Here is a 22,742-nt window from a genome sequence, read left to right on the forward strand (position 1 = left end):
TATGTGAAAACTAAGTCACCATTAAAAATAATTTTTTTATTTTTAGCGTTTCTAATTGTTTTTTCTGCAATTATTTTAATTGTTGCTAAACGAAACTTAAAACCAGATGCAATTAGACAAGCCTTTACAACACAGCTGCAAAAAACATTACCTAATGCGGAAGTTTTAACGCAGTCTCTAGACTATTCCCTAGGCTTTAACTCTAAAGTGAATATTAGAGGAGTTGATATTCTCTATCCTCATGGTGGAAGAAAACTACCTTTATGCTCATTTGAAAATCTTCAAATAGAGATTCCATTTTGGACGATGTTAATGGGTTACGGAACAATTTCTGTTAATATTGATAATCCTAAAGTTAGCTATATAGAATTTAAGAAGGGATCAAATTGGGAAAACTCTTTTGCATCAAAAGCAGTTGTAAGCTTTGTGCAGGAAGAAAAAAAATCAATCAAGAAAAAAGAAGAAAGTGAAGATAATGGCCCTGGTCTGGCCGTCTTAAGTTTTTTCTCTGACGCCTCACTAAACTTTAACGTAACAAATATTAATGCAAATTATGCATTAAGAGATAGTGGTTTTGGTGAAGTAAAAATTGAAAAACTTGCTTTAAGAGATATTGGTTTTAATACAACTTCTGTTTTTGAACTTAAGTCTCACTTCATTCTTTCTAAAGGAAAAACAAATGAAACATCATTTGACCTTCTCATTATTGGAGAGACGGTACTAGATAGATGGTTAGAAGAGAAAAAACTGAACTTTAATGCCGAAGTTGATATTAATAATATAAAGTCGAATTTAATTGTTAAGCCATTAAAAAAATTCTCTGTAAAAATGGACGGTGATGTTGAAAAGAAATTGATGTCTTCAAAGGTTGTGGTTGCTCTGGAAGAACATCAGTTCATGAAATCGAAATTAGACTACGACTTAGAAAAGGGAATATTAAAGTTACATAATATAAATTTAGAAAGTAATCTTGAAAATATTGTTTCTTATTTTGTAAACGTTGCAGATTATGGCGTTAAAATTAAAGATGGCAATCTGAGAGTTGAGGGAAGCATCACTTCGAAAAATGAGAAGCTATTCCCAAGTCTTACAACAACAGTTGATAGCAATCTCGTTGCACTTGGAATTCCTGTAAATGTTAATGTGAAAAATAATCTCAATAGCAAGCAAATTAGATCTGCAATTGAATTGAAGTTATTGGAAGGTATTGTAAAAGTAGGTCAGTCTACACCTTTTGTTTTAGGAGTTGACCGTTTCGATTATTTAAAAACTTCTACAGTGAATTTACATTTACAAGATATTCAAATTCCGACAGAAATTAAAGAAAAGATGCCGGAACATAAAACGGTTCGAGATGTCGAAGTAAAAGATGAGAATACTGATATTGATATTTCTAGTACAAGTGGTGAGGTATTTTCAAACTATCCTGTAAAATCAAAGATTAAATTCTCGAATGTTATTTTAGGTGAATCACCGATTAATGGTCAGTTAGGTATAAGTGTAAATAGAAAGAAATTAAGTATTTCTACAAATAGGCTTAAACTTGGAACTGCTCCTTTGAATCTGAACCTTGAGTCTGAGATTCATAAAAAGGGAAAAACGACTGAGCTAAAAGCTTCATTCACTGACGTTGATATTGTAAGCGCTGCTCTTTTTATTCCAAAAGGTATTGTTAAATCAGTTGAAGGTAAAGCGTCGGGTAATTTAGATGGTAAAATGATTGGTAAAGAGTATGACTTCAATGTCGCTTTAAATATCAAAGAAGCTAAGCTGCATAAAATAAACTTAGGTAAGGTCGTTGGAAACTTATTTCAGAAGCTTGATAAGTTAGCGAGTAAAGATATTACAATTAACGGTGACATTAATGAGGTATCTTTCAATGGACGCCTAGACGATCGCTATCATCAATTTAAAAGTTATAAGGTTATTTTAGATGAAGGAAAATATGCTTTAGAAGGCAATGGGAAAATTGATTTCAAGGCTCCAGGTGAATTACTTGGAGCGGTTGTTGTTAATGAAGAAGAATTAAAGCATGATCTGAATAGAGACTATGGAACAGCTAAAATTCCTTTCCGATTAGAAGGTATTGGGTATGCGCTAAATACTGACTATAAATATACTCTCGAAGAGTTAGCAAAGAGTGCCGCAAAAAATTTATTAAAGAAAGAATCAGATAAAGTCCTTCAAAAAAATAAAGGCAAAATTAAAAAATTATTTAAGGGTATTTTTAAAAATGACTAAAAACTTAATTGCTTCGGTCGATATCGGATCGAACTCTACACTTTTGCTCGTTATTGATCGCGATACAAAGGAAATTGTTCAAGAGTTTTCTACAATTACAGGACTTGGACGAGGTTTAGATAAAGAAGGTGTTTTTCAAGAAAAATCAATGGAAGATACTTTTAAAGCTTTAAAAGAGTATAAAGAGGAATGTCTAAGATTAGGTTGCAAAAATATTATTATTACTGCAACAGAAGCTTCTCGTGTTGCTAAGAATGCACCTGAATTTTTCTCTAGAATTAAGTCTGAACTTGATTTAGATATTGAAATTATATCTGGAGAAGGAGAGGCTTTCTATACTGCTTTTGGTATTAATGAAATGATGAAGAAGAAATCCAAAAAACAACTTATTTTAGATGTTGGTGGAGCTTCTAGTGAATTAATTTTAATAAAGACAAAGCCGTTTGAAATAATTGAAACGGTTTCTTTACCAATTGGTTCAGTTCGAGTTGATGACTGGATTAGAGATGGCCAACTAAGAAATAAAATAGATGAAATTTTTGAAAGCTTTAACCTAGAATCTTATCTTGGACAGGATGTTATTGGTGTTGCTGGAACTCTTACTAGTTTAGCATTAATGTTTTCTGGTGAAGATTCTTATAATGCGGAAGCTATTAATGAATATTCAATTTCATTAGCTGATTTTAATGAAAGTACTGATCGAATACAATTAGTAGATTCGAAAGCTCTTGGAAAACAATTTGCTTTTCTTGGAAAAAGATCAAAAACAATACAGTCTGGAGCGATTTGTGCACAGACTATTCTAAATAAGATTGAAGCGAAGAATATCCATTTTTCAACTTATGGACTTCGTTATGGTACGGCACTTAGAGGAGAGATCGATGACGTTTACCGCGTATGAAACGAGTAAGGTTGAGATTGAAAGCCTACTTTTTAAAGAAAGTGCAAGTGCTGAATTTGTCTTCCTTGTGAAGTCAGGAACGCTTTTAACTGTAAAAGAACAAAGTGGAAGACTTGTACCAACTGGTACTCATAAGAAAGGTGATTTCTTAGGTGTTTCGGGGGGAATCAATCGTAAGGTTTATGATGAGTCTTGTTTTACAATTGAGGATGTTGAAGTCGTCCCAATTCCAATTACAGAAATTTCAAAAATTATCGACTCAAATGAACTGTGGCTTAAAAAAATTGTTAACACAACAATTGATCGTCTTGATAGTGCTATTAATATTTTAGCAGAACATAAAATATTCGATACAACTAAAAGTAGCGACTTTGTTTTTACTGATGAAGTAGAAGCTAAATTTAGGAAGTTAATCAATGAATAGACTATCGTTATTCTTTCTTTGTGCGTTCTTAATAGGATGTAGTGGCAATAATAATGATTGGCATGGTGGAGCTGATGCTAACTCAAATGGAGTTCGCGATGATATTGATAGCTGGATAGAGAAGAAGGCCAATGGAAATGAGAGACTAAAAAATGCTCTTGTTAATCTTGCTAAGATAAATCCTGCCAAGTGTGAATATTCTATTAAGGCAAAATGTCTTGATCAGTTGAGTGAGGATGGAATACTTCTTCAGATAGAGCTATTAGATCTTCAGTTAAATACAAAAGAGTTGAGGGCAGAATTTGAGGGCAATATCAAGAACTGCCCCCAAATCGATGATCGTAAAATTAATTATAAATGTGATTTATAGACTTAGTCGTCCTCTGTTGTTGAGGGCGACAATAGTATCTGTGACACGCTTTCTTGCTCTTTGAATATCGCGTGCTTCATTTGCACCAAGATTTTTTACTAGGTAAGAGTAGGCTTCTTCTGCCGCTTCTCTAGGTAAAATTGTAAGAACTTTCTTTTGAAAAGATTTCTCACATTCTTTAAGTGCAACACCAATCACTGGTGCCTTAATAAATTTAACTACTTGATTTAAGTCGATCTCATCTAGTGCATAGATCGTATCGAAAGTAATACTTTCAGCATAAAGTTCTTTAGCAAGTGTAGGATTTCTCATTTGAATATTTTTCAAAAGAGTCGCCCTTTCATCCGCATTCATAAACTTCAGCATCTCAATAATTTGAGCCTTTCCATTTATAAATACACCACCATTTTGCTTATTAGCTTCCATTTACTTTCCTTTGGGAGATTAAGCCTCTTCCCATTTCATTTTTTCTTTCATGTATTTCTCTCGTGCTTGCTCAAGCGTGTCTTTGTGGGACTCATTCATTTGCGAGATCTGATTATCATGAGTTTCTTTAAGTTCTGCAACTCTGGCCTGATGAGACTTTTTCATATTTTCAAGCTCAAGCTCCATGCGACCATGTTCTTCTTTAACAAGTTCAGTTTGCTTGTCTCTAATTTGCTTTAACTTAAGTTCTGTACTGTTTTCAACACTTTTAATTTCTGTTTCATAGTGTTTGTTGAGTCTTTTTAGGTCTGCAAGATGCTTTTTCTCAGTCTTCTGATACTCCTGAGAGTTCTCAAGCTTTGCCTTCTTTAGTTGATAGGAGTGTCGCTTGTACTCTTGCTGTTTGAATCTCTCTAGCTGTTGGCGATTGATTTCTGTTGACATAAATTACTCTTCTTTGACTAGGACATAAAAGCGTCCTAATATATTTTAGTAAGTATTTAACTGTAAGTGAATGGAGGCAAATATGTCCTTAAATAAAGGCCGTCGCGTATTTTTAGTAGGTGGAAAACGAACACCATTTGGTAAATTTGGTGGTTCTTTAATGGATATTAAGCCAGTTGACTTAGCTGTTGCTGCCACAAATTCACTACTTAGTGAAACAGGTGTTAAGGCCGAGCTAATTGATCAGGTAATCCTGGGCAATGTTGTTCCTTCATCAACAGATACTATGTATGGGGGAAGGCATCTCGCTTTAAAAGCCGGCTGCGCTGAAAATACTCCTGGAATTACTATTAATCGACTATGTGGATCGGGTATTCAGGCAATTCTCGATGCTGTTCGCCTAATTAAATTAGAAGAAGCAAGTTGTGTACTTGCTGGTGGAACTGAGAATATGTCGATGGTTCCTCATTTAACTTATGGTTCACGTTTTGGTACGAAATACGGATCATTGAAGAATGTTGATATGCTCCTTGATGCTCTAACTGATCAACATGCAGGTTGCCCAATGGGGATAACTGCAGAAAATCTTGGTTCAAAATATGAGGTGTCTCGTTCGGACTGTGATGAATTCGCACTTTTATCACACCAACGTGCAACTGCAGCTTACGAGGATGGAAAACTTCAAAAAGAAATATGTGAAGTAGAAATTAGAAAAGGTTCAGTTAATAAAGACGAACATTTAAGAGAGGGTGCTTCTCTTGAAGATATGAATAAACTTCGCTCATCTTTTGTAAAAGATGGACTTGTTACTGCAGGTTCTGCTTCTGGTATTGTTGATGGTGCGGCTGTTGCACTTGTGGCAAGTGAAGACTTTGTTAAAGAGCATGGGTTAAAGCCTATTGCTGAAATTATTGATGGTGCAGTCGTTGGTGTTGACCCTACGATAATGGGAATTGGTCCGGTGCCGGCAATTCGTAAACTTTTAGCAGATAATAAGATGGAACTTGATCAAATTGATCTTGTGGAAATAAATGAAGCATTTGCAGCTCAAGCACTTGCTTGTATGAAAGAGCTTGCCCTAGATATAAATAAGGTTAATATTTGGGGGGGAGCGATTGCATTAGGGCATCCTCTTGCGGCATCTGGAACTCGTATTACGACTACTTTGGCAAATCAACTTGCAAGTGAAGGTAAGGAGTATGGAATTGCGAGTGCTTGTATCGGTGGTGGCCAAGGAATTGGTATTTTAATTAAAAGAGTTTAAATGAAAAATATTAACGATGAATTAAAGTTTTTTCATCATGATTATGCATCTTTTCGCGATTGGCTTTGCCTGGATATCCAAAATGTTACTTGGCAAGGAAAGTACCGTGAAGATTTTGAACGTTTTTGGGATGTATTCTTTGATGAAGACTTAACTCTTTTTGAAATTTCAAAAAGATTTTATTATATCATCGACAATATTCACGTAGGTCCACTTGAGTCTTGGTTTACTTGGCTTAGGGATAAATTTATTTGTTTTGTTTTTATTTCTCGAGATATTTCAATTGAAGAGCTTGCTAAAAATTTACACCAAAGTGAGCGTGATACTTCAATTTTACTGCGTAGTTTTTTTGTCGAGGTTTTTCCTCAGCATGAAGATTATATAAATGAGCATTTCACAATTAACGATATTCTTTCTAGGAATCGTGATTTTAGCGCCAATAAGTTAGTTACTGAACTAGGTGTTGATCTGACATTTTCAGGAAGCCATAATCACGAAATCTTAACTTCGATGGAAGTTACTCTCTATCAAGAGTGGATTTATTTTGTAAAAAAAATGGAGAAGGATTTTCGTGGAACAACTTTTAATATCTCAAGGTTAAAACTTAGAGATAATTTAAGTGCGAAAATGCAGAGCCTTGCTCAAGTCTTTGCCTTCATTGGGATCGCAATTTTTCTTGTGTGGGCCATTGAGTTTGCAAATAGAACTTATGAAAAATACTTATCAGATAAGATCAGTGTTTACGAGCCTCAGTTTCGTTGGGAAAATGAAGGTTTAAAGTTCACTGATGAAACAATTGCTGATCAAGAGCAAATTGCGCAATTTGAATTAGATATTAAAGATATTGAAAATGTTGATGATACTGAAAACTTCCTAGGGGAAACTTTAGAAGATGAAGAACGTGATGAAGTAGAATCGGAAGTTGTACTAACTTCTATTGATACACTTCCGCGTGATATTTCGTCAGCAGATAGAGAGCAGTCTTCATTTGAAGAAGATATTAAAGGTGGTGGGTATCGTGATAGTCGTTACGGTAACACAAAAGTTTATCGTGTTATGATGAACTCCGCTGATACTGATGATACGAGAAAACGTCTTGGTAAACTTCTCGACCTGTATCAAGTAACTCAAGTTGATAATGTAAAGCCTGGGCTAGCGGTACCTGGTGGTTTCTATTACAACCTTTACGTTCCAAGATCTTACTTGAAAGAATTTATGGCCCAAGTTAAAGGGGATGACTCCGTAATTATTTACGAATCAAGAACACGAACACGTCGTAACCCACCTGGAAAAAATAAGGTGTTTATTTGGCTTAAGGCAATTTAGCCCTTCGCGATAGCTACATCTGCCCATCTGGAATACTAAAGCATCCGCAAAATTGATTGGCTAAGGCCAATCTATTGTTTGCGGTGCTAGCCCACTAATCTTTAGCTTTAAAATTATTCGAGAGGAGTGTATTTATACACGACGGTTCGTCTCAAGGGCCGACGATTTGGAAAACAGTCGGAAGGATCTACATCTGCCCATCTGGAATACTAAATAGCGTCTTTACTTCACGAAGTAATTGGTGAGTCTGACCAAGGAACCACCATTGTCTAACAAATCCAATCAGCATTGAAGCGATGAACCCATATGCAACACCAGAGTGAGTTGTCTTTTCAACCATATTCGTATCATGTGCACCACCAAGAAAGAATGCAATCATTCCTAGAATGATCATTAGCATTGTCCAAGGAATAGTTTGTCTCTTTGCAAGATCAGCTTTGTGAACATACCTTTTAACTTTTTCTCTATAAGGAGTTAAATCACCTGGTGCTTCATCAAAAAGCTCATTTAAATTTTGTTCGCTAGTCACTATTAAATTGATGTTATTAACTAGGCGTGAAACACCGATGAAATAAAACATCACAAATGCTTGTGCGAAGATTGTATAAAGATAGGCTGGAATGGCCAATTTAATGTGGCTAATTCCCACATCAATAAATCCTAGTGCTACGCAAGTTGTTAATCCAATTGCAGCAACCATGATAACGATCAGTCCTCTAAGTAGATAGGCCATAATTTCACCTTTTATAATTGTCAACTATACTCTAATTTGCTAATTCTTATCCCATATTTAATAAAACATTTACTATAAGGCAATTTCTTCGTGAGCGAGAAAAATCAGAACACTAAGTTAGATAAAAAACTACTCGAAAGTAATCCGGTAATGGGCTCTTTAATGGTTCCTATTGCTATCGTACTAGTAGGAGCACTGATCATTTTTGGTGTGACTAAGATGCTTTCTAACGATCACTCTTATAAAGACCTTGTTCACGAGATGAAGTCTAAAACCTTTGGTAATAAGTGGATTGCAGCATTAGAGCTTTCTAAAGTTATCTCTGCTGGAGCAGTCAAAGAAGAAGATATCCCTTGGTTAGTAACAAACCTAAGAGATATTTATAAGACGACAGTAGACCCAAGAACACGTGACTTCATTGTCGTGGCCATTGGTGCCCTTGGACATGAAGGGGGACTTCCAGTTCTTGAGCATGCTCTACAAACAAATAATCCAGAAATTAATTTTCATGCGATGGTTGCACTATCTAAAATGCCTAAAGGTATTTCATTTGATTGGAGCATCGTAAAAAGCTTTATTGAGAAGAATGACGCGGCCATGGTTCAGGTAACAATTCTGACTCTAGCTACTCATAATGTTGATGGTACAGAAGATTTATTTATTAAGAGGCTAAATAGCGACCTTGGTTTCTCTGTGAGATATGCCGCAGCAACAGCATTAATCGCTTATAAGAGTGATGAAGCGATCCCTACTGTAAATGAAATTCTTACTCTAAATGATGAGTCTTTAGGTAAGAAGTTAACGGTTCAGGAGATCAGTGGTCTAAAATTTAATGTACTCACTGCATTAAAGAGAGCGAATTGGAAAAAGATGGCGCCAAGCGTCGAGAAAATGATTAATATTGAGAAAGATATAAAAGTAGTTAGTCTTGCAAAGGAAGTTTTAAATTCGTTGAAATAGTGATAACATCCTTCAAAGTATAAAATGAATTTGCAATAACTTATGAATCATAAATTGGGTCATCGTGACTTAAATTTGTGTATTTATGATTAGAAATAGAGGTTTTTTAAAATGTCTGATGATGTAAAAAAACAGTTAAACCGAAGAGAGTTCTTTAGTTTTGTTACTGTTGGTTGGGTAGCCTTCACTTCTGCGGTAGCAGGATTCTTAACTTTAATTTTCCGTTACACGTATCCAAACGTTAACTTTGAACCAGAAATGGATTTCGTCGCTGGTCGTCCTAACGATTATGAAGAAGGTGTAGATGAGCGCTGGAAGAATGGTTACGGTGTTTGGATTGTAAAAATGGAAGGACGTCTTTTCGCTCTTTCAAATATCTGTACACACTTAGGTTGTGTTCCTAACTGGCTTCCTGCCGAGTTAAAATTTAAATGTCCATGTCACGGTTCTGGTTACTATCAAAATGGTATCAACTTCGAAGGTCCAGCTCCAAGACCGTTAGAGAGATATAAAATCTCACTAAATGCTGAAGGAAAAATCATTGTCGATAAAACAAAAATTTATCGTTATGAGAAAGGTCAGTGGGACAATCCACAAAGTTACTTAAAAGTTTAATTTAGATTAATAAATAGGAAGGAATAACAATGGCTAAAAGAGGTGTTGTTGATTACATTAGAGAAACTCAGGTCTGGAAATCGATCTTCAGACACGGGCCTCCAACGAACGCAAGAAACAGAGCAGCTGTCGTAGCTGGTAACGTGTTTTTACACTTACATCCAATCAAACTAAAAAAATCAGGGGTTCAGCTTGGTTATACATGGTGTATGGGTGGACTTACATTTTTCATTTTCTTAGCGCTAACTGTTACTGGTGTACTTTTAATGTTCTATTACAGACCAACTGCAGAGTACGCATATAACGATATTATCGCACTTAAAGAGCACGTGCCTTTAGGGATTATGCGTGAAATTCACCGTTGGGGTGCTCACGCCATGGTTATTACTGTGTGGCTTCACATGTTCCGTGTATTTATGACTGGTTCATACAAACCACCTAGAGAATTTAACTGGGGTGTTGGTGTTATCCTTTTAGTATTAACTCTTCTACTATCATTTACTGGTTACCTACTTCCTTGGGATCAGCTAGCGATTTGGGCGATTGCCGTTGGTTCGAACATGGCAAAAGCAACACCTTTCTTAGGTCATGGTGGTCCAGGTGCAGCTTTAGCTCAAATTGGTGACTTCGTGATGGTTTCTGATAAAAACGACGTTCGTTTCCAGCTTCTTGCAGGACGTTTCGTTGGGGAACCAGCACTACTAAGATTTTATATTCTTCACTGTGTATTCATTCCACTTGTTGTTGGTGTTCTAATTGCAGTTCACTTCTGGCGTGTAAGAAAAGACGGTGGGATTTCAGCTCCACTTTAGAAAATATATTTTGAGAGAAAGGGATATATAAATGAAAGAACTTATAAACTGGCTGGCCGATCCGATTAGATCATTCCCGATTACGACGGTCCTATTCTTCTTCATGATGAAGTACTATCGTGTAGTAGGAAGCAAGAAATTTGCTAAATGGGCACTTATTGCTGCTGCACCTATTACAGTTTGGTTTTGTATGGATGCAAACTTTAGAGCAATTATCCTATGGCCAGATAATATTCCAATTAACATTATTATCGTTCTTATCGCTTGGCTTACTTGGTATGCACTTTATAGAGCAGCAGAGAATGACAAGAGAATTGAAAATGGTGAGTGCCCAATCGAAGCACTTCCAGAAAATAGAGAAAAAGTATGGGTATGGCCTAACTTAGTATTTACTGAGTTAATGTGTATGATCGGTACGACAATCTTCTTAGTAGTATGGGCGATTATCTTTAAAGCTCCTCTAGAAGAACCTGCAAACACTACTTGGGCACCTAACCCGGCGAAAGCTCCTTGGTACTTCCTTGGTCTACAAGAAATGCTTGTATACTTTGACCCTTGGATGGCAGGGGTTGTACTTCCAGGTCTAATTCTTGTTGGTCTTATTGCAATTCCATATATTGACACAAACCCAAAAGGGAATGGTTATTTCACAATTAAAGAAAGACCAATCGCTATGTGGGGATTCTTATATGGTTGGATCGTACTTTGGATGTACCTAATTATCGTTGGTACTTTCTTACGTGGTCCAAACTGGACATTCTATGGACCATTTGAGTTCTGGGACTTTCACAAGGTTGTTTCTGAGTACAACGTAAACCTTTCAGAATTTGTATGGCTTAAGTGGCTAAATACTCCAATGCCTTCAAATATCGTTGTTAGAGAGATTGTGGGTATTATCCTAACTCTTGTTTACTGTTGTGTACTTCCTGTTGCAATTGCTAAGTCAAAGTACGGGAAGAAGATTATCGAAAACACTGGTCAGATTAGATACTATATTTTCATCATTCTTGTACTTGGTATGACTTCATTACCAATTAAGATGGTTCTTAGATGGCTATTTAGCTTAAAGTATATTATCGCTCTACCAGAGTGGGAACTTAACCTATAAGCGAATCTGGATATAGATATATAAAGATACTTAAAGAAGAAGTAATAAAGGGTATATAAAAATGTCAAAGAAACATGAGCCAGGCATGGCCTATGATATGAAAAAACTGAATAAGATCTTCGCGATCTTTTCACTGGTTCTTTTGGTCACGGTAATATGGGTTTTCCTAGATGATTACATGAGACCTTGGAAAGCAATTCAAATCGAAGCAATGAAAATTGAAAAAGAAAAAATTGCTAAAGATATTGCTGAAGAAGAAGCAAAGATCAGTGCTGAAAAAGTTAAAGTTCTTAATGACGAATTAGCGGCAGCTAAGAAATCAGTTGAAGCTAAGAGCAAAGATATTGCTGCTATCGAGAAAGAGCTTAACCAAGTAATTAAAGATATTAAAAAAGAGCAGATCGTTAATGGTCGTCTAAACTCAGACGTTGCTGCACTTGCTTTTAATTACGGTGTTGCTCACGCAGAACATGCATCGAATGCAGGCTCTTTATTTAAAAAACTTCAAGAGAAGAAAGATCTTTTTGCAAAATCGACTGATAAGAAGAAAGCTCTTCAAGATAAAGAAAAGAACCTTAAGAAACAGCTAGCTGACTTTAATACTGATATTGATGCTATTAATAAGCAAGTGAACGGTATTGTTGGTCGTCTAGAGCTACTTAAGGGTGCTGAAAAGAGAAAAGAAGTTACTCCGGTATTTGCACTGAGAAACTTACCATTTATCGATTTCATGGACCCAACTGTTAAGGTTCAACAAGTAGTATTAGAAAATATTACTGACGATAGATTCTTTCAACACGTACCAAAAGTTGATCGTTGTATGACTTGTCACACATTTATTGATAAGCCAGGTTACGAAAATCAACCAAACCCACATAAGACTCACCCTAACTTAGACCTTATGGTTGGAGCTAATGGTAAGCACCCAATGAAGAACTTTGGTTGTACTTCATGTCACGGTGGTGAAGGGCATAGAGTTAATGACTTCAATGCAGCTGCTCACATGCCTGCAACAGAAGAACAAAAACAAGATTGGATTGCTAAGTACAACTGGCACGAGCCACACAAAGTACCTATCGTACAATTAAGACGTGGTGATTACGAAGCTGGATGTGTTAAATGTCACAGTGGTGTTCAGTATATTCCACAAGCGACTACTTTAAATGAAGGTCGTCGTGCTCTTGAAAAATTTGGTTGTTATGCCTGTCACAAGATTGAAGGTTGGGAGCATAAGAGAAAACCAGGTCCTAGTTTAGAGAAAATAGCTGCTAAGCTTGATAAAGATTTCTTTAAGAATTGGGTTTGGGAACCAAAAGCATTTAATAAGCATGCAAAAATGCCTCAGTTCTTTAATAACGATAATAATAACTCACCAGAGTTTGTTAAAAAGAATATCGCTGAAGTAAACGCAATCGCTGAAGTTATTTACGCTCAGTCTGAAAGCTATAAGCCTTTCATGAAATACACTGGTGGTAATAAAGAAAAAGGTAAGCAACTGGTTGGTGAAATCGGATGTCTTGCTTGTCACGGTGTTAAAGACTTTGCACTTGAGTCTCAAAAAGTTGATGCTCATAAAGGTCCTTACCTAGATGGTATTGGTTCTAAAGTTAAAGATGCTAATTGGATGGCTTCATGGCTTAAAAACCCAAGTCACTTCCAAGAAGATACAATTATGCCTTCTTTCAGACTATCTGATAGAGAAGTTAACGATATTACTGCATACCTAATGAGCCTTAAAAATAATCAATTTGAAAAGCTTAAGTTTGCAGATATGGATAAAGGTGCAAGAGATGAGATTCTTGTAACTTACTTCTCTGCTTTTGATACTGTTGAAGTTGCAAAAGCTAAGCTTGCGACAATGAGCGATCACGAAAGAACAATGGAATTAGGACGTCGTTCAATCGGTAAATATGGTTGTTACTCATGTCACAATATTAAAGGTTTTGAAGATCGTGCACCAATTGGTCCAGAACTTTCAAAAATTGGTTCTAAGCCTCTAACTCAATTTGGTTTCTCTCATGAGAAAGTTGAGCACTCAAGAGAAGCTTGGATTAAAGCGCACCTACTTAACCCAAGAAGATGGGACAATGGTGTTGATAAACCATTTAAAGATCTACTAAGAATGCCTCAGTTCCATATGAGCGAGAAAGATGCTGCTCTAATTACAACAGCTCTTATCGGTCAAGTTGATCAGAAGATTCCTCTTAAAGGTGTTAAGAGATATGATGCTGCTGAAACTGTTGCAAATGAAGGTATGAAAGTTGCTGTTAAGTTTAACTGTATTGGATGTCACCAGATCGATGGTGAGTTCGGTGATATGCTGAAAATTTACGATGATGTAAACGAAGCGCCTCCACGTTTAGTTGAACAAGGGCACCGTGTACAAGCTGATTGGTTCCATTACTTCCTTGGTGATGTATATGAGATCCGTCCATGGCTTAAGTTAAGAATGCCTTCTTTCAACATGAGTAAAGAAGAAAAAGAAAAACTTGTTGATATGTTCCGTGTAAAAGCTGACCAACCAATCTTTGATGAAAATGAAAAAGTTGTTTGGGAAAGTAGTGAAGAAAGACGTGCTGCTGTTAAATTATTTAACGATTTAGCATGTGCTTCATGTCACACAACTGGATTCAATAGTGATCCTGCACTTGCTCCAGATCTTCACTTTGCTAAGAGAAGATTAAGAAAGAGTTGGATTAAGAAGTGGCTTGAAGGTCCAGATAAGATTATGCCTGGTACAACAATGCCTTCTTTCTGGCCAGAAGGAGAGGCTGCGGATCCAGAACTTCTTGACGGTGATGCTAAGAGACAAATCGAAGCAGTTACTAAGTATGTACTTGAGTTAGGAAGTGATTTTTACTCACCAAAAGCTAAGAAAGCTGGAAAGAGATAACGGGAGTTTATAAATGGCAGGACATGCTAATACAAAAGATTTAGTTCATGACGGTGTAATTAGTTATCCAAATGACCCTCAATTTGGACACGCGAGTCCAAATAAAATTGGGATGTGGTTATTTCTTGGAACTGATGCCATGTCATTTTCAGGCTTATTAATTGCTTATGCTGTACTTCGTGCAACTAAGCATTGGCCAAACCCTGTAGAAGCTCTTGGTGGAGTACACCTTTCAGGGATTATGACTTTCATTCTAATTTGTTCTTCTGTTTCAATGGTTATGGCGATTGATGCTGTAAAGATGAGACAACCGAAAGCAATTAGAGGTTGGTTACTTGCAACGATTATCGGTGGAGTTATCTTCCTTGGTATTCAAGCATATGAGTATATGCACCTTATGTCAGATATGGGGATGACATTCTCAACATATGAGCATGGTAATAACTTATTTTCTTCGACATTTTTTGCAATTACAGGTTTTCACGGGCTTCACGTACTTTCAGGTGTAATATTCCTTATTTATATGTACGTACTTGCTCTTAAGGGACGTTTTGACAAAGGTGACTATGGACTTCTAGAAGTGTGTGGTCTTTTCTGGCACTTCGTTGACCTTGTTTGGATTCTAGTATTTACATTTATTTACTTAATTTAATTAGTGAACAATATGTTGTAAGAAAGGCCCTACCTATGTAGGGCCTTTTTTGTTTTGACCTAAAATAATGGACTAAGCCTTCCGAAAGGTATATAAGGCAATTATATGAAAAGTTTCTTATTACCAATTGGCATATTAATTCTAGTACTATTTTCAGACTACGTTTTTGCGTGTCCTGGTTGTGCTGGATCTATGGATAATCCAAAGGATGCTAGGTTAGTTTGGATTCTTGTGACTTTCATTGGACTAATCTATATTCCGTTTTTTATTCTTTATAAAACAATTCACAAATATAGAAAAAACTCAGTAGCTTCTAAGATTCATGAAGAAGAACAATAGTAATTTCATCTATACATTACTTTTTATTTTAAGTGGTCTAATTGCACTTTTTCTCGTTTGGTTTATTTACTTCAAACCAGAAGCTGCAGTTAAGTTATGGTGGGTAGATTATCTTCCAATGCTAAACGCTGCTTTAAATACAATTTCTGCGACATTATTATTTGTAGGCTGGAGATTTATTAAAAATAAGAATGTTTCTGCACATATTAAATGTATGTCAGGGGCGACTGCCACTTCCGCTCTCTTTCTTGTTTCATATCTTCTGTATCATCACTTCCATGGGGATACGAAATTTATAGCGCAAGGTTTTGTAAGGCCTGTGTACTTTTCAATTCTAATTTCACACGTTTTATTAAGCATTGTTATGTTGCCAATGATTTTAATTACTCTTTGGAATGCTTTGACTGGTAGTTTTAAGAGCCATAAGAAATGGGCAAAGTGGACTTTACCCATTTGGCTTTATGTTTCAGTAACTGGTGTAATGATTTTTTTCTTTTTAAAATATCTTAATTACTAGATTCTTTTTTTGCTTTCTTTCTATCTTCTGCATTTAGTCTTGATTTTGGAAGTACCGCTTCATGTGGTGAAACAACAACTTTTTCGCCAATAATAACATCTCCCATAATCGAGGCTTTTAATCCAACTGTTGCACCTCTCTTAATAACTGTTGGCGCAATAACTAGAAAACCAGCTTGAGCATAATGAGCAAAAATTGTGGCAGAGCCGCCAATTGTCACATAGTCTTCAAGTGTAATCAGACATGGATCAGAAATATTTGTCGTATTGATTACACAATTTTTTCCAATCTTCATTCCCATCATTTTATAAAAAAGAGTGATTATCGGAGTTGCTTGAAAAAAATCTAAAACTGTATAGCGTACTAGTTGTGTTAAAGCATTGTGATAATACCAAGGAAGAGTTTCTAGAGAAATCCAACTCCCTTTAAATGGTTTCATCTTCAGAGGATAAATCCAATTAAAGAATGGTACGATAAAAATTAGAGTTAAAGCGTAGGCTGCATAAGACATAACAAATGCAAATGACATCGCTAGGGCCTGAATAATGAAGTGTTGTCCTGCTACATTTTCATATGCCGTAGTTAAAAAAATGTATCCAGGAGTCAATCCTAGAGTAATACAAATAATATAAACTATAATTGGAGGTATCATCGCTGCCATATATCCAATGGCCTGATATTTTCTAAAAATATTTTCTAAAACCTTAGCAAGACCCTTCTTATTAGACGCTCCTGATTGAAGTTCTTCCTGTGATTGCTTTTTCTTCTCTTCCATTTTTCCCTAACCAATATCTTTAATAATTTTAATAAGCTTAATTATATCATCACTATCTTGATAAATGCTAAAGCCAAAACGCAAAATATTTCGGCGGTAATCAACATTAACTCTCTTTGTTTTAAGACTTTTGGCATACTCTTCACACTCTAAAGCTGTGGTGAAAATAAAAGCGATAAAGTGTCCTCTATTGGCCGTTGTTACAATTTTATTTTCTAAAGTTGTCCCTTTTATTCCAGACAGAAAGTCAGCTTGGTTTTTTTCAACGTGTAAGTGAATATCATGGACAGTTACCTTTTCATTCTTCCATAGATTTAAAACAGCATTCATACGATAGATTGCCGTGAAATCCATGGTTGATCCAGCAAATCTAAAACCATCATTACTAAATGGAACCTTATCTTCACTAAAATTTGTCAGGTCTCCCATCTGTGCAAACCAACCAGTATTTTTTGGCGTAAGTTTTGTATTTTTTGGTGATATCAGAAAGCAAGATCCTTCTCCTGATCCGCAGTATTTATAACCCCCGGCCATGTAGAAAATTCGATCTTCTATTTCTTTTAGATCTGTTGGGAGGGCCATAAATGCATGGTAGGCATCAATTACAATTTCAGCTTTAGAATTGATTGCTTTTACAAATGAGATGAGATCCTTAATAGCAAAAGAAGAATTAAAAAATACTTGGCTAATAAAGATTAGATCATATTTGTCAGTATTTGCTTCTTGAATAAATCTATCGATAAAGTTTTTATCATTACTATTTTCAATCTTAGTTACATCAAAAATATTTTCTTCTGAAAGACGATTGATTTGACGATCAAAAGAGTAGAACTCACTATCAGTTGTTAAGACTTTTGCTCCATTAGGAAGAGCTGAAAGTATACGATAAGCAAGCTCATGTGTATTCGGTGCAAATGTAATTTGCTCTGGTTTAGAAATATTTAAAACGTTTGCAATATTCTTTTGTAATTCGACAAACTCATTGGAAAAAAATAATCCCCATTTTTCATCAACATATTTAGCGCTATCATCCCAGTACTTGATCTGTGCATCTCTAGTGACATCTGGCCAGTAGTGGTGTGAGTGAGCAGCAAAGTGAAGTTTGCCCTCGTTTGCGTTTAGAAATCTTTTAAAATATTTCTTATACATTCTAATCTCTGTAATTAAAGTTCATAGCTGTTTTTAACTTTTCAGGTAAAATTGGTCTCTGCGATCTTGGAATAATAAAAGTTGATAGATTAAAAAGATCGATGAATGAACGATTGTTATCTGCTGCATCTTTTAAGTATTGATGTCCTGAAGATCCACCTGTTCCAATTTTAGTCCCTAACATTCTATGTGCCATAAGTGCATGCTTATAACGCCAAGTCGTAAAGTTCTCATCGATATCCATAAGGTGTGCAAGAACAGTATATGGAAGTGTTAGGATAGGCTCATCTCGATAAAGAAGAACAAAGAGGGCATTTAGAGTCGCTTTTTGAGAAAGCCTTCTTTTTCCTTCTTTTACTAATTTATTATATTCTACAGAATTAAAAAGTGTTTCAAATGTATCGCGTGTACTTTTAAGGTTTGCCTTTTGTATCTCTAGCGCCTTAGGTGGAAGTGTTGCCATATTATCAAGGACAGTAAGTTCGTCACCACATAACATATCTTCAACACATGCCTGATACTCACTCCAGAAATCAAATTCCTCGTTAAAGGTAAATGGCATTCTTTCTAGCCATTTCTCAAGAGCAGAAAATAATGTTGACTCAGCTTCAATTTTTAAAAGCCTTTCTTTATCTTGATCATTCAGTCTTCCAAGGAAATATTCACGATCAACTTCTTTCCTTTGATTTGTCGAAAGTCCAAGCAGAATTTCAATTTCTCTAAATTGAACACTTTGGAATCCTGAAGCAGGGACAAGTAAATCTCTAAATTCAAGAAAATCCATCGGGGTCATTGTTTCCATCACTTCTAATTGGCCAAGAAGTAGAGTTTGAACTTTTTTAATGCGCTCAAGTCTTGAACAAACAGTTGAAAGCAATGATTCTTCAACTTTATCTACTGAGAAAATGTTTTTTATCGAGTGTAGTTCGTGAAGTATTTGTTTGAACCATAATTCATATACTTGATGCACGACTATAAAAAGTGTTTCATCGTGTGCTTCATCTCCATATTTTTTAGAGAGAGGATTTTGTGTATCGAGTAATTTATTCAGTTCTAAATAGTCACCATAATAGACAGGACCGTGATTTTTGTGCATATTGACTCCTATATAGAAATACTATCCCAACACTTTGAAATTGAAAATTATTCATATTTCTAGTTGGGTTAAGAAAGTTGAAATCAAGCTGAAGTTGAAATGGAAAATTCTAAAAAATTACGATTCAAAAAGTTTTTGCCTGTAGTCATAATCACTGTTTTTGCACTTATTCTCATTGGAGGGATGGTAAGAAGCACCGGAGCTGGAATGGGATGTCCTGATTGGCCAACTTGTTTCGGTAAAATTGTTCCTCCTACAAGTGTTGATCAACTTCCAGCTGATTATCAAACTCGTTTTGCAAAGCCTGGTCGCATTGTTGCTATTTTCAATCCTGTACATACATGGACGGAGTACTTCAACAGAATGGCCGGTGTATGGACTGGTATTGCTTCGATCATTTTAGTAGTACTATCATTTGCTTATAAGAAGGATAATAAGAAGGTTGTATGGCTTTCTGGATTGGCCTTGTTTCTAGTCGTTTTAAATGGTGGTGTAGGAGCAATGGTCGTTAGTTCACATCTGCATCCAGCTGTTATTACAATTCATATGTTACTCGCGATATTTCTTGCATTTGCGCTTGCCCATTTAAAATATGAGGTAACGGAACTCAAATTTCATCGCAAACACTGCGTTGATCGCTACAAAGACTTCTTGTGGGTTCTTGTGGGACTAGTTGTGATTCAAATCGTTTTAGGAACTCAAGTGAGAGAGCAAATTGACTTGATAACTAATACAGAGCCGAATTTAGCTAGGACAAATTGGGTTGAACGACTTGATATGATTTTTTATATTCACCGTTCTTTCTCAATCTTAGTACTTCTTGGATTTTCGTATACTCTTAGAAAAATCATGGAAGAGTTCAAAGACAATTCATTTGTACAAAAGAAGTGTATCTCAATAATGTTAGTGTTAATTGGTGTCATTACAGCAGGAGTAGTCTTAGCTTATTTAGCATTTCCAGCCTTTGCTCAGCCAGTTCACTTATTATTTGCTATTTTACTTTCTTACTTTATTTATGAGTTATTAATCATTCTTAAAAAATCTCAAGAGGTGGAACTGTAATGTATCGTACACTTGCCTTCATCAATATATTATTAACTTTAGGTTTAATTGTCATTGGTGGGTTAGTGAGTGCGGACTTCACTGGCCTAGAGTGTACTTCTTGGCCAATCTGTTATGCAGCTACTGTTGATAAGTCATCAATATATCCAATTCTACATAGAGTTTTTGCTGGAATTATCATTGTTTTAAATACATTTCTTTTTATTAAGCATCCAAAAGAAAAGTCTGTTCGTTTAGGACTATTTCTTTTAATTCTTCAGTCGCTACTGGGTGGAATTAACTTCATTTATAAGCTTCCAACTCTTGTCAGTGTTTTCCACTTAATTTTAAGTTTTGCTTATATCGCAATCTTTTCTCAGCAATTTTATCCTGTTATCAAAAAACAAGAACTGAATTTAAAAGGGTATTCACCTTCGTCGAAAGATCTTGTCTTTATTATGTTACTAATTGCATTTGGACAGTTCTTCTTTGGTGGTATTGTTCATCAAACTGCAACAAAAGATGTGTGTGGAGTAGGGGATAATATTAATATCCTATGCCAAACAGCAGAGGGCCTTCGCTTTTGGCCTACTACTGTAGCAGCACAAATACACTCTCTTCATAAGTATTTAGGAGTCTTGTTTCTAGTAGTTCTACTAGCGTTTCTCTTTAGTATAAGAAAAACAATTACTTTATTACATGGAAGAGCATTTAAACAATTCTCTCTTTTATCTGGAAGTTTAGTTGGACTATTTTTAGTTCACTTATTTAATGCAAAGAGATTGTTCTTACTAACTGATACTACTTACTTCCAAGTACTTCATCTTTTATTAGCAATTATCATTACGCTAAATTTACTTTTCTTATTTCAGTGGTTCAAGCGTTTTGAGGAAGTGTTTTTTGGTGGTTATAAGCATACTGTAGCAAGTGACTTGTTAAGCTTAACTAAGCCACGACTCGGTCTACTCGTCGTTTCGACTATTATTTCAGGAATTTTACTTACTGGACAATATGTTGATTTCTTCTATCTGATTAATGCACTTATTTTTTCAATTTTAATTGTCATGTCTGCAACGACAATTAATTGCTATATGGAAATTGAAGTTGATTCCAATATGGTTCGTACTAAAGATCGCGCCTTACCAGCAGGACGAATAAAACCAATTTATGCTGTTGTTCAAGGATGGCTGCTTTTTATTCTCGGATTTAGTCTAACTTATATTTATGTAAATAAAGTTACTGCGTTACTCGGTGCGTTGGCATTTTTTTCTTATCTTTATGTCTATACTCCGATGAAGAGAACTAGTCCTGCTGCGTTATTTGTTGGTGCACTTCCTGGGGCAATTCCTCCTGTAATGGGGCGCACAATTGTGACAGGTGAAATTGATGGTCTAGCAATTTTATTGTTTGGTATTTTGTTTATTTGGCAAATTCCTCACTTCATGGCCATCTCGATTTACCATAAACAAGATTACGCGGAAGGTGATATTAAGGTTTATCCTCATTACTACTCAATTGCCAAAATGAAGATCTGTATTGCTCTTTGGACATTACTCTTATTTTTATTTAGTAGTGCCGGATATTTCTTTGGTCTCAATTCTTGGAACTTTTTTATCGCTTCATTAGTAGTTAATGGGCTATTTTTTGCGCAGAGTTTGCAAAGTTTTTTTATTCATGATGAGCCGAGTTACGTAGCTTGGGCCCGACAATATTTTTGGGGTTCTATAATCTATTTACCACTCTTGCTATCATTGATGATTTTCCTTAGCTAAATCGTGGAAAATGTTATAAAAAAGGGTTAAAATTTATCAATTCAAATTAATAAAGTATTTCAATAGAAGGAAGGTCTATGGGATTTTTGACACCTGTTTTAGCTACAGTTGTTAGTACAACTTCTAAGCAGATGAGTCTTTGGGAAAGAATGAAACCACCTGAAGATATCTCTGTGCACGGTCACTTGATCGATTGGTTATTTGGCTACACTACTTACATGAACCTCTTTTTCTTTGCATTAGTATGTGCAGGATTATTTGGTTTCTCTTACTTTTATTCAGCTAAGAGACACCCAAAGCCTTATTATACTTATGGGAACAAGAAGATTCATATCATCATTGCGACTGTAATTGGTCTATCGGTATTCCTTGGAATCGATATGAACATTACAAGAATGTCGAATGAGGATTATGTAAATGTTTTTGCTAAGTGGCCAAAAGAGGACGAGAATCCACTTCGTATTCAAGCGCTTGGTCAGCAATGGGCATGGCACTTTAGATATGCTGGTGCAGACAATATCTTCAACACAGAAGATGATGTTGTTCAGTTAAATGACTTAAGACTACCTGTTGGTCGTAAAGTTGTTATTCAAGTACTTTCAAAAGATGTAATTCACTCACTATATTTTCCAAATGCTCGTCGTAAGGTTGATGCAATTCCTGGTCGTTTAACTCGTCTATGGTTTGAACCAACTAAAGCTGGTACTTGGGATATTGCTTGTGCAGAAATGTGTGGAACATATCACTACAGAATGAAAGCTTCTCTAACTACTTATTCAGCTGAGGACTACGCAACTTGGATTGCGGAAGCTCAAGAGAAAGCTATTCATGAGAATGACCCTGAAAACCCTGAATTATTCTGGGGTTGGAAGTGGCAGTACTAA

Annotated in this window: 23 protein-coding genes; 17 read left to right on the forward strand and 6 right to left on the reverse strand. The window is 35.7% G+C overall.

The window, feature by feature from the left end; translation table 11 throughout:
• Positions 1–3: 3 nt before the first annotated feature.
• Genes ACMAYS_RS15425 through ACMAYS_RS15440 form a run of 4 tightly spaced genes read left to right on the forward strand, consistent with a single transcriptional unit; the run spans position 4 to position 3,936 of the window.
• Complete coding sequence (locus ACMAYS_RS15425; protein WP_412463571.1) at positions 4–2,241, forward strand: hypothetical protein; 2,238 nt, start codon at positions 4–6, stop codon at positions 2,239–2,241.
• A complete protein-coding gene (locus ACMAYS_RS15430; RefSeq protein WP_412463572.1) occupies positions 2,234–3,142 on the forward strand; it encodes a hypothetical protein in 909 nt (302 codons plus the stop codon). The genes ACMAYS_RS15425 and ACMAYS_RS15430 overlap by 8 nt, the downstream gene beginning before the upstream one ends.
• A complete protein-coding gene (locus ACMAYS_RS15435) occupies positions 3,123–3,566 on the forward strand; it encodes a cyclic nucleotide-binding domain-containing protein (protein ID WP_158246901.1) in 444 nt (147 codons plus the stop codon). The genes ACMAYS_RS15430 and ACMAYS_RS15435 overlap by 20 nt, the downstream gene beginning before the upstream one ends.
• On the forward strand, positions 3,559–3,936 hold the full coding sequence (locus ACMAYS_RS15440; protein WP_103218406.1) for a hypothetical protein: 378 nt from the start codon (positions 3,559–3,561) through the stop codon (positions 3,934–3,936). Before ACMAYS_RS15435 ends, ACMAYS_RS15440 begins: the two co-directional genes overlap by 8 nt.
• On the opposite strand, the gene ACMAYS_RS15445 is transcribed toward ACMAYS_RS15440, so the two are convergent.
• Together ACMAYS_RS15445 and ACMAYS_RS15450 are read right to left on the reverse strand one after the other, a co-directional pair.
• On the reverse strand, positions 3,931–4,362 hold the full coding sequence (locus tag ACMAYS_RS15445; RefSeq protein ID WP_103218405.1) for a FliG C-terminal domain-containing protein: 432 nt from the start codon (positions 4,360–4,362) through the stop codon (positions 3,931–3,933). The genes ACMAYS_RS15440 and ACMAYS_RS15445 overlap by 6 nt on opposite strands.
• A gap of 18 nt (positions 4,363–4,380) precedes the next feature.
• Entirely contained in the window at positions 4,381–4,806 is a 426-nt protein-coding gene (locus ACMAYS_RS15450; protein ID WP_103218404.1) for a hypothetical protein, read from the reverse strand.
• An 82-nt stretch (positions 4,807–4,888) separates the two neighbouring features.
• On the opposite strand from ACMAYS_RS15450, the gene ACMAYS_RS15455 reads away from it, so the two are divergent.
• Together ACMAYS_RS15455 and ACMAYS_RS15460 are read left to right on the forward strand one after the other, a co-directional pair.
• Positions 4,889–6,070 carry a thiolase family protein gene (locus ACMAYS_RS15455; RefSeq protein WP_392993708.1) on the forward strand — a complete coding sequence of 394 codons (1,182 nt, stop codon included), beginning with the start codon at positions 4,889–4,891 and terminating at the stop codon, positions 6,068–6,070.
• Complete coding sequence (locus tag ACMAYS_RS15460; RefSeq protein ID WP_103218402.1) at positions 6,071–7,396, forward strand: hypothetical protein; 1,326 nt, start codon at positions 6,071–6,073, stop codon at positions 7,394–7,396.
• Positions 7,397–7,583: 187 nt separating this feature from the next.
• On the opposite strand, the gene ACMAYS_RS15465 is transcribed toward ACMAYS_RS15460, so the two are convergent.
• The gene (locus ACMAYS_RS15465) at positions 7,584–8,129 is read right to left on the reverse strand and encodes a hypothetical protein (RefSeq protein WP_103218401.1); all 546 of its coding nucleotides are present in this window, start codon (positions 8,127–8,129) and stop codon (positions 7,584–7,586) included.
• A gap of 90 nt (positions 8,130–8,219) precedes the next feature.
• Between ACMAYS_RS15465 and ACMAYS_RS15470 the strand changes: the two genes are divergently transcribed.
• The 8 genes from ACMAYS_RS15470 (at position 8,220) to ACMAYS_RS15505 (ending at position 16,025) form a co-directional block, all read left to right on the forward strand.
• Positions 8,220–9,089 (forward strand): HEAT repeat domain-containing protein, encoded by an 870-nt coding sequence (locus ACMAYS_RS15470; protein WP_392993702.1) that lies wholly within the window; start codon positions 8,220–8,222, stop codon positions 9,087–9,089.
• A 111-nt stretch (positions 9,090–9,200) separates the two neighbouring features.
• A complete protein-coding gene (locus ACMAYS_RS15475) occupies positions 9,201–9,704 on the forward strand; it encodes a ubiquinol-cytochrome c reductase iron-sulfur subunit (RefSeq protein ID WP_021267552.1) in 504 nt (167 codons plus the stop codon).
• A 29-nt stretch (positions 9,705–9,733) separates the two neighbouring features.
• Positions 9,734–10,516 carry a cytochrome b N-terminal domain-containing protein gene (locus ACMAYS_RS15480; protein WP_103218399.1) on the forward strand — a complete coding sequence of 261 codons (783 nt, stop codon included), beginning with the start codon at positions 9,734–9,736 and terminating at the stop codon, positions 10,514–10,516.
• A 31-nt stretch (positions 10,517–10,547) separates the two neighbouring features.
• Entirely contained in the window at positions 10,548–11,624 is a 1,077-nt protein-coding gene (locus ACMAYS_RS15485; protein ID WP_199177554.1) for a hypothetical protein, read from the forward strand.
• A 61-nt stretch (positions 11,625–11,685) separates the two neighbouring features.
• Positions 11,686–14,517, forward strand: coding sequence for a c-type cytochrome (locus ACMAYS_RS15490; protein ID WP_103218398.1), 2,832 nt, complete (start codon positions 11,686–11,688; stop codon positions 14,515–14,517).
• Positions 14,518–14,530: 13 nt separating this feature from the next.
• Positions 14,531–15,169, forward strand: coding sequence for a heme-copper oxidase subunit III (locus ACMAYS_RS15495; protein WP_199177553.1), 639 nt, complete (start codon positions 14,531–14,533; stop codon positions 15,167–15,169).
• Positions 15,170–15,274: 105 nt separating this feature from the next.
• The gene (locus tag ACMAYS_RS15500) at positions 15,275–15,508 is read left to right on the forward strand and encodes a hypothetical protein (protein WP_412463573.1); all 234 of its coding nucleotides are present in this window, start codon (positions 15,275–15,277) and stop codon (positions 15,506–15,508) included.
• A complete protein-coding gene (locus ACMAYS_RS15505; protein WP_412463574.1) occupies positions 15,492–16,025 on the forward strand; it encodes a DUF420 domain-containing protein in 534 nt (177 codons plus the stop codon). The genes ACMAYS_RS15500 and ACMAYS_RS15505 overlap by 17 nt, the downstream gene beginning before the upstream one ends.
• Here the strand turns inward: ACMAYS_RS15505 and ACMAYS_RS15510 are convergent.
• From ACMAYS_RS15510 to ACMAYS_RS15520, 3 genes are read right to left on the reverse strand one after another with little or no spacing between them, the layout of a single operon-like run.
• Complete coding sequence (locus ACMAYS_RS15510) at positions 16,015–16,800, reverse strand: acyltransferase (protein WP_392993697.1); 786 nt, start codon at positions 16,798–16,800, stop codon at positions 16,015–16,017. The genes ACMAYS_RS15505 and ACMAYS_RS15510 overlap by 11 nt on opposite strands.
• Positions 16,801–16,806: 6 nt before the next feature.
• Positions 16,807–17,949 (reverse strand): aminotransferase class V-fold PLP-dependent enzyme, encoded by a 1,143-nt coding sequence (locus ACMAYS_RS15515; protein ID WP_392993694.1) that lies wholly within the window; start codon positions 17,947–17,949, stop codon positions 16,807–16,809.
• Position 17,950: 1 nt separating this feature from the next.
• On the reverse strand, positions 17,951–19,045 hold the full coding sequence (locus ACMAYS_RS15520) for a tryptophan 2,3-dioxygenase family protein (RefSeq protein WP_103218393.1): 1,095 nt from the start codon (positions 19,043–19,045) through the stop codon (positions 17,951–17,953).
• A gap of 99 nt (positions 19,046–19,144) precedes the next feature.
• On the opposite strand from ACMAYS_RS15520, the gene ACMAYS_RS15525 reads away from it, so the two are divergent.
• The 3 genes from ACMAYS_RS15525 to ACMAYS_RS15535 all read left to right on the forward strand — a co-directional run bounded on the left by ACMAYS_RS15525 (position 19,145) and on the right by ACMAYS_RS15535 (position 22,742).
• Positions 19,145–20,107 (forward strand): COX15/CtaA family protein, encoded by a 963-nt coding sequence (locus tag ACMAYS_RS15525; RefSeq protein ID WP_392993688.1) that lies wholly within the window; start codon positions 19,145–19,147, stop codon positions 20,105–20,107.
• Positions 20,107–21,858 carry a heme o synthase gene (cyoE, locus tag ACMAYS_RS15530; protein ID WP_103218391.1) on the forward strand — a complete coding sequence of 584 codons (1,752 nt, stop codon included), beginning with the start codon at positions 20,107–20,109 and terminating at the stop codon, positions 21,856–21,858. Before ACMAYS_RS15525 ends, cyoE begins: the two co-directional genes overlap by 1 nt.
• 77 nt (positions 21,859–21,935) lie before the next feature.
• On the forward strand, positions 21,936–22,742 hold the full coding sequence (locus ACMAYS_RS15535; RefSeq protein WP_103218390.1) for a cytochrome c oxidase subunit II: 807 nt from the start codon (positions 21,936–21,938) through the stop codon (positions 22,740–22,742).

Source organism: Halobacteriovorax sp. RT-2-6, assembly GCF_047085025.1.
In the GTDB taxonomy this organism is placed as follows: Bacteria; Bdellovibrionota; Bacteriovoracia; order Bacteriovoracales; family Bacteriovoracaceae; genus Halobacteriovorax_A.

What these genes read in the sequence shown, in the direction of transcription:
- ACMAYS_RS15510 (WP_392993697.1), bottom strand. Translation starts at nt 16,800, where the DNA reads ATGGAAGAGAAGAAAAAGCAATCACAGGAAGAACTTCAATCAGGAGCG.
- ACMAYS_RS15450 (WP_103218404.1), bottom strand. Translation starts at nt 4,806, where the DNA reads ATGTCAACAGAAATCAATCGCCAACAGCTAGAGAGATTCAAACAGCAA.
- ACMAYS_RS15445 (WP_103218405.1), bottom strand. Translation starts at nt 4,362, where the DNA reads ATGGAAGCTAATAAGCAAAATGGTGGTGTATTTATAAATGGAAAGGCT.
- ACMAYS_RS15475 (WP_021267552.1), top strand. Translation starts at nt 9,201, where the DNA reads ATGTCTGATGATGTAAAAAAACAGTTAAACCGAAGAGAGTTCTTTAGT.
- ACMAYS_RS15535 (WP_103218390.1), top strand. Translation starts at nt 21,936, where the DNA reads ATGGGATTTTTGACACCTGTTTTAGCTACAGTTGTTAGTACAACTTCT.
- ACMAYS_RS15505 (WP_412463574.1), top strand. Translation starts at nt 15,492, where the DNA reads ATGAAGAAGAACAATAGTAATTTCATCTATACATTACTTTTTATTTTA.
- ACMAYS_RS15485 (WP_199177554.1), top strand. Translation starts at nt 10,548, where the DNA reads ATGAAAGAACTTATAAACTGGCTGGCCGATCCGATTAGATCATTCCCG.
- ACMAYS_RS15520 (WP_103218393.1), bottom strand. Translation starts at nt 19,045, where the DNA reads ATGCACAAAAATCACGGTCCTGTCTATTATGGTGACTATTTAGAACTG.
- ACMAYS_RS15465 (WP_103218401.1), bottom strand. Translation starts at nt 8,129, where the DNA reads ATGGCCTATCTACTTAGAGGACTGATCGTTATCATGGTTGCTGCAATT.
- ACMAYS_RS15515 (WP_392993694.1), bottom strand. Translation starts at nt 17,949, where the DNA reads ATGTATAAGAAATATTTTAAAAGATTTCTAAACGCAAACGAGGGCAAA.
- ACMAYS_RS15460 (WP_103218402.1), top strand. Translation starts at nt 6,071, where the DNA reads ATGAAAAATATTAACGATGAATTAAAGTTTTTTCATCATGATTATGCA.
- ACMAYS_RS15480 (WP_103218399.1), top strand. Translation starts at nt 9,734, where the DNA reads ATGGCTAAAAGAGGTGTTGTTGATTACATTAGAGAAACTCAGGTCTGG.
- ACMAYS_RS15440 (WP_103218406.1), top strand. Translation starts at nt 3,559, where the DNA reads ATGAATAGACTATCGTTATTCTTTCTTTGTGCGTTCTTAATAGGATGT.
- ACMAYS_RS15525 (WP_392993688.1), top strand. Translation starts at nt 19,145, where the DNA reads ATGGAAAATTCTAAAAAATTACGATTCAAAAAGTTTTTGCCTGTAGTC.
- ACMAYS_RS15500 (WP_412463573.1), top strand. Translation starts at nt 15,275, where the DNA reads ATGAAAAGTTTCTTATTACCAATTGGCATATTAATTCTAGTACTATTT.
- cyoE (WP_103218391.1), top strand. Translation starts at nt 20,107, where the DNA reads ATGTATCGTACACTTGCCTTCATCAATATATTATTAACTTTAGGTTTA.
- ACMAYS_RS15455 (WP_392993708.1), top strand. Translation starts at nt 4,889, where the DNA reads ATGTCCTTAAATAAAGGCCGTCGCGTATTTTTAGTAGGTGGAAAACGA.
- ACMAYS_RS15495 (WP_199177553.1), top strand. Translation starts at nt 14,531, where the DNA reads ATGGCAGGACATGCTAATACAAAAGATTTAGTTCATGACGGTGTAATT.
- ACMAYS_RS15435 (WP_158246901.1), top strand. Translation starts at nt 3,123, where the DNA reads ATGACGTTTACCGCGTATGAAACGAGTAAGGTTGAGATTGAAAGCCTA.
- ACMAYS_RS15490 (WP_103218398.1), top strand. Translation starts at nt 11,686, where the DNA reads ATGTCAAAGAAACATGAGCCAGGCATGGCCTATGATATGAAAAAACTG.
- ACMAYS_RS15430 (WP_412463572.1), top strand. Translation starts at nt 2,234, where the DNA reads ATGACTAAAAACTTAATTGCTTCGGTCGATATCGGATCGAACTCTACA.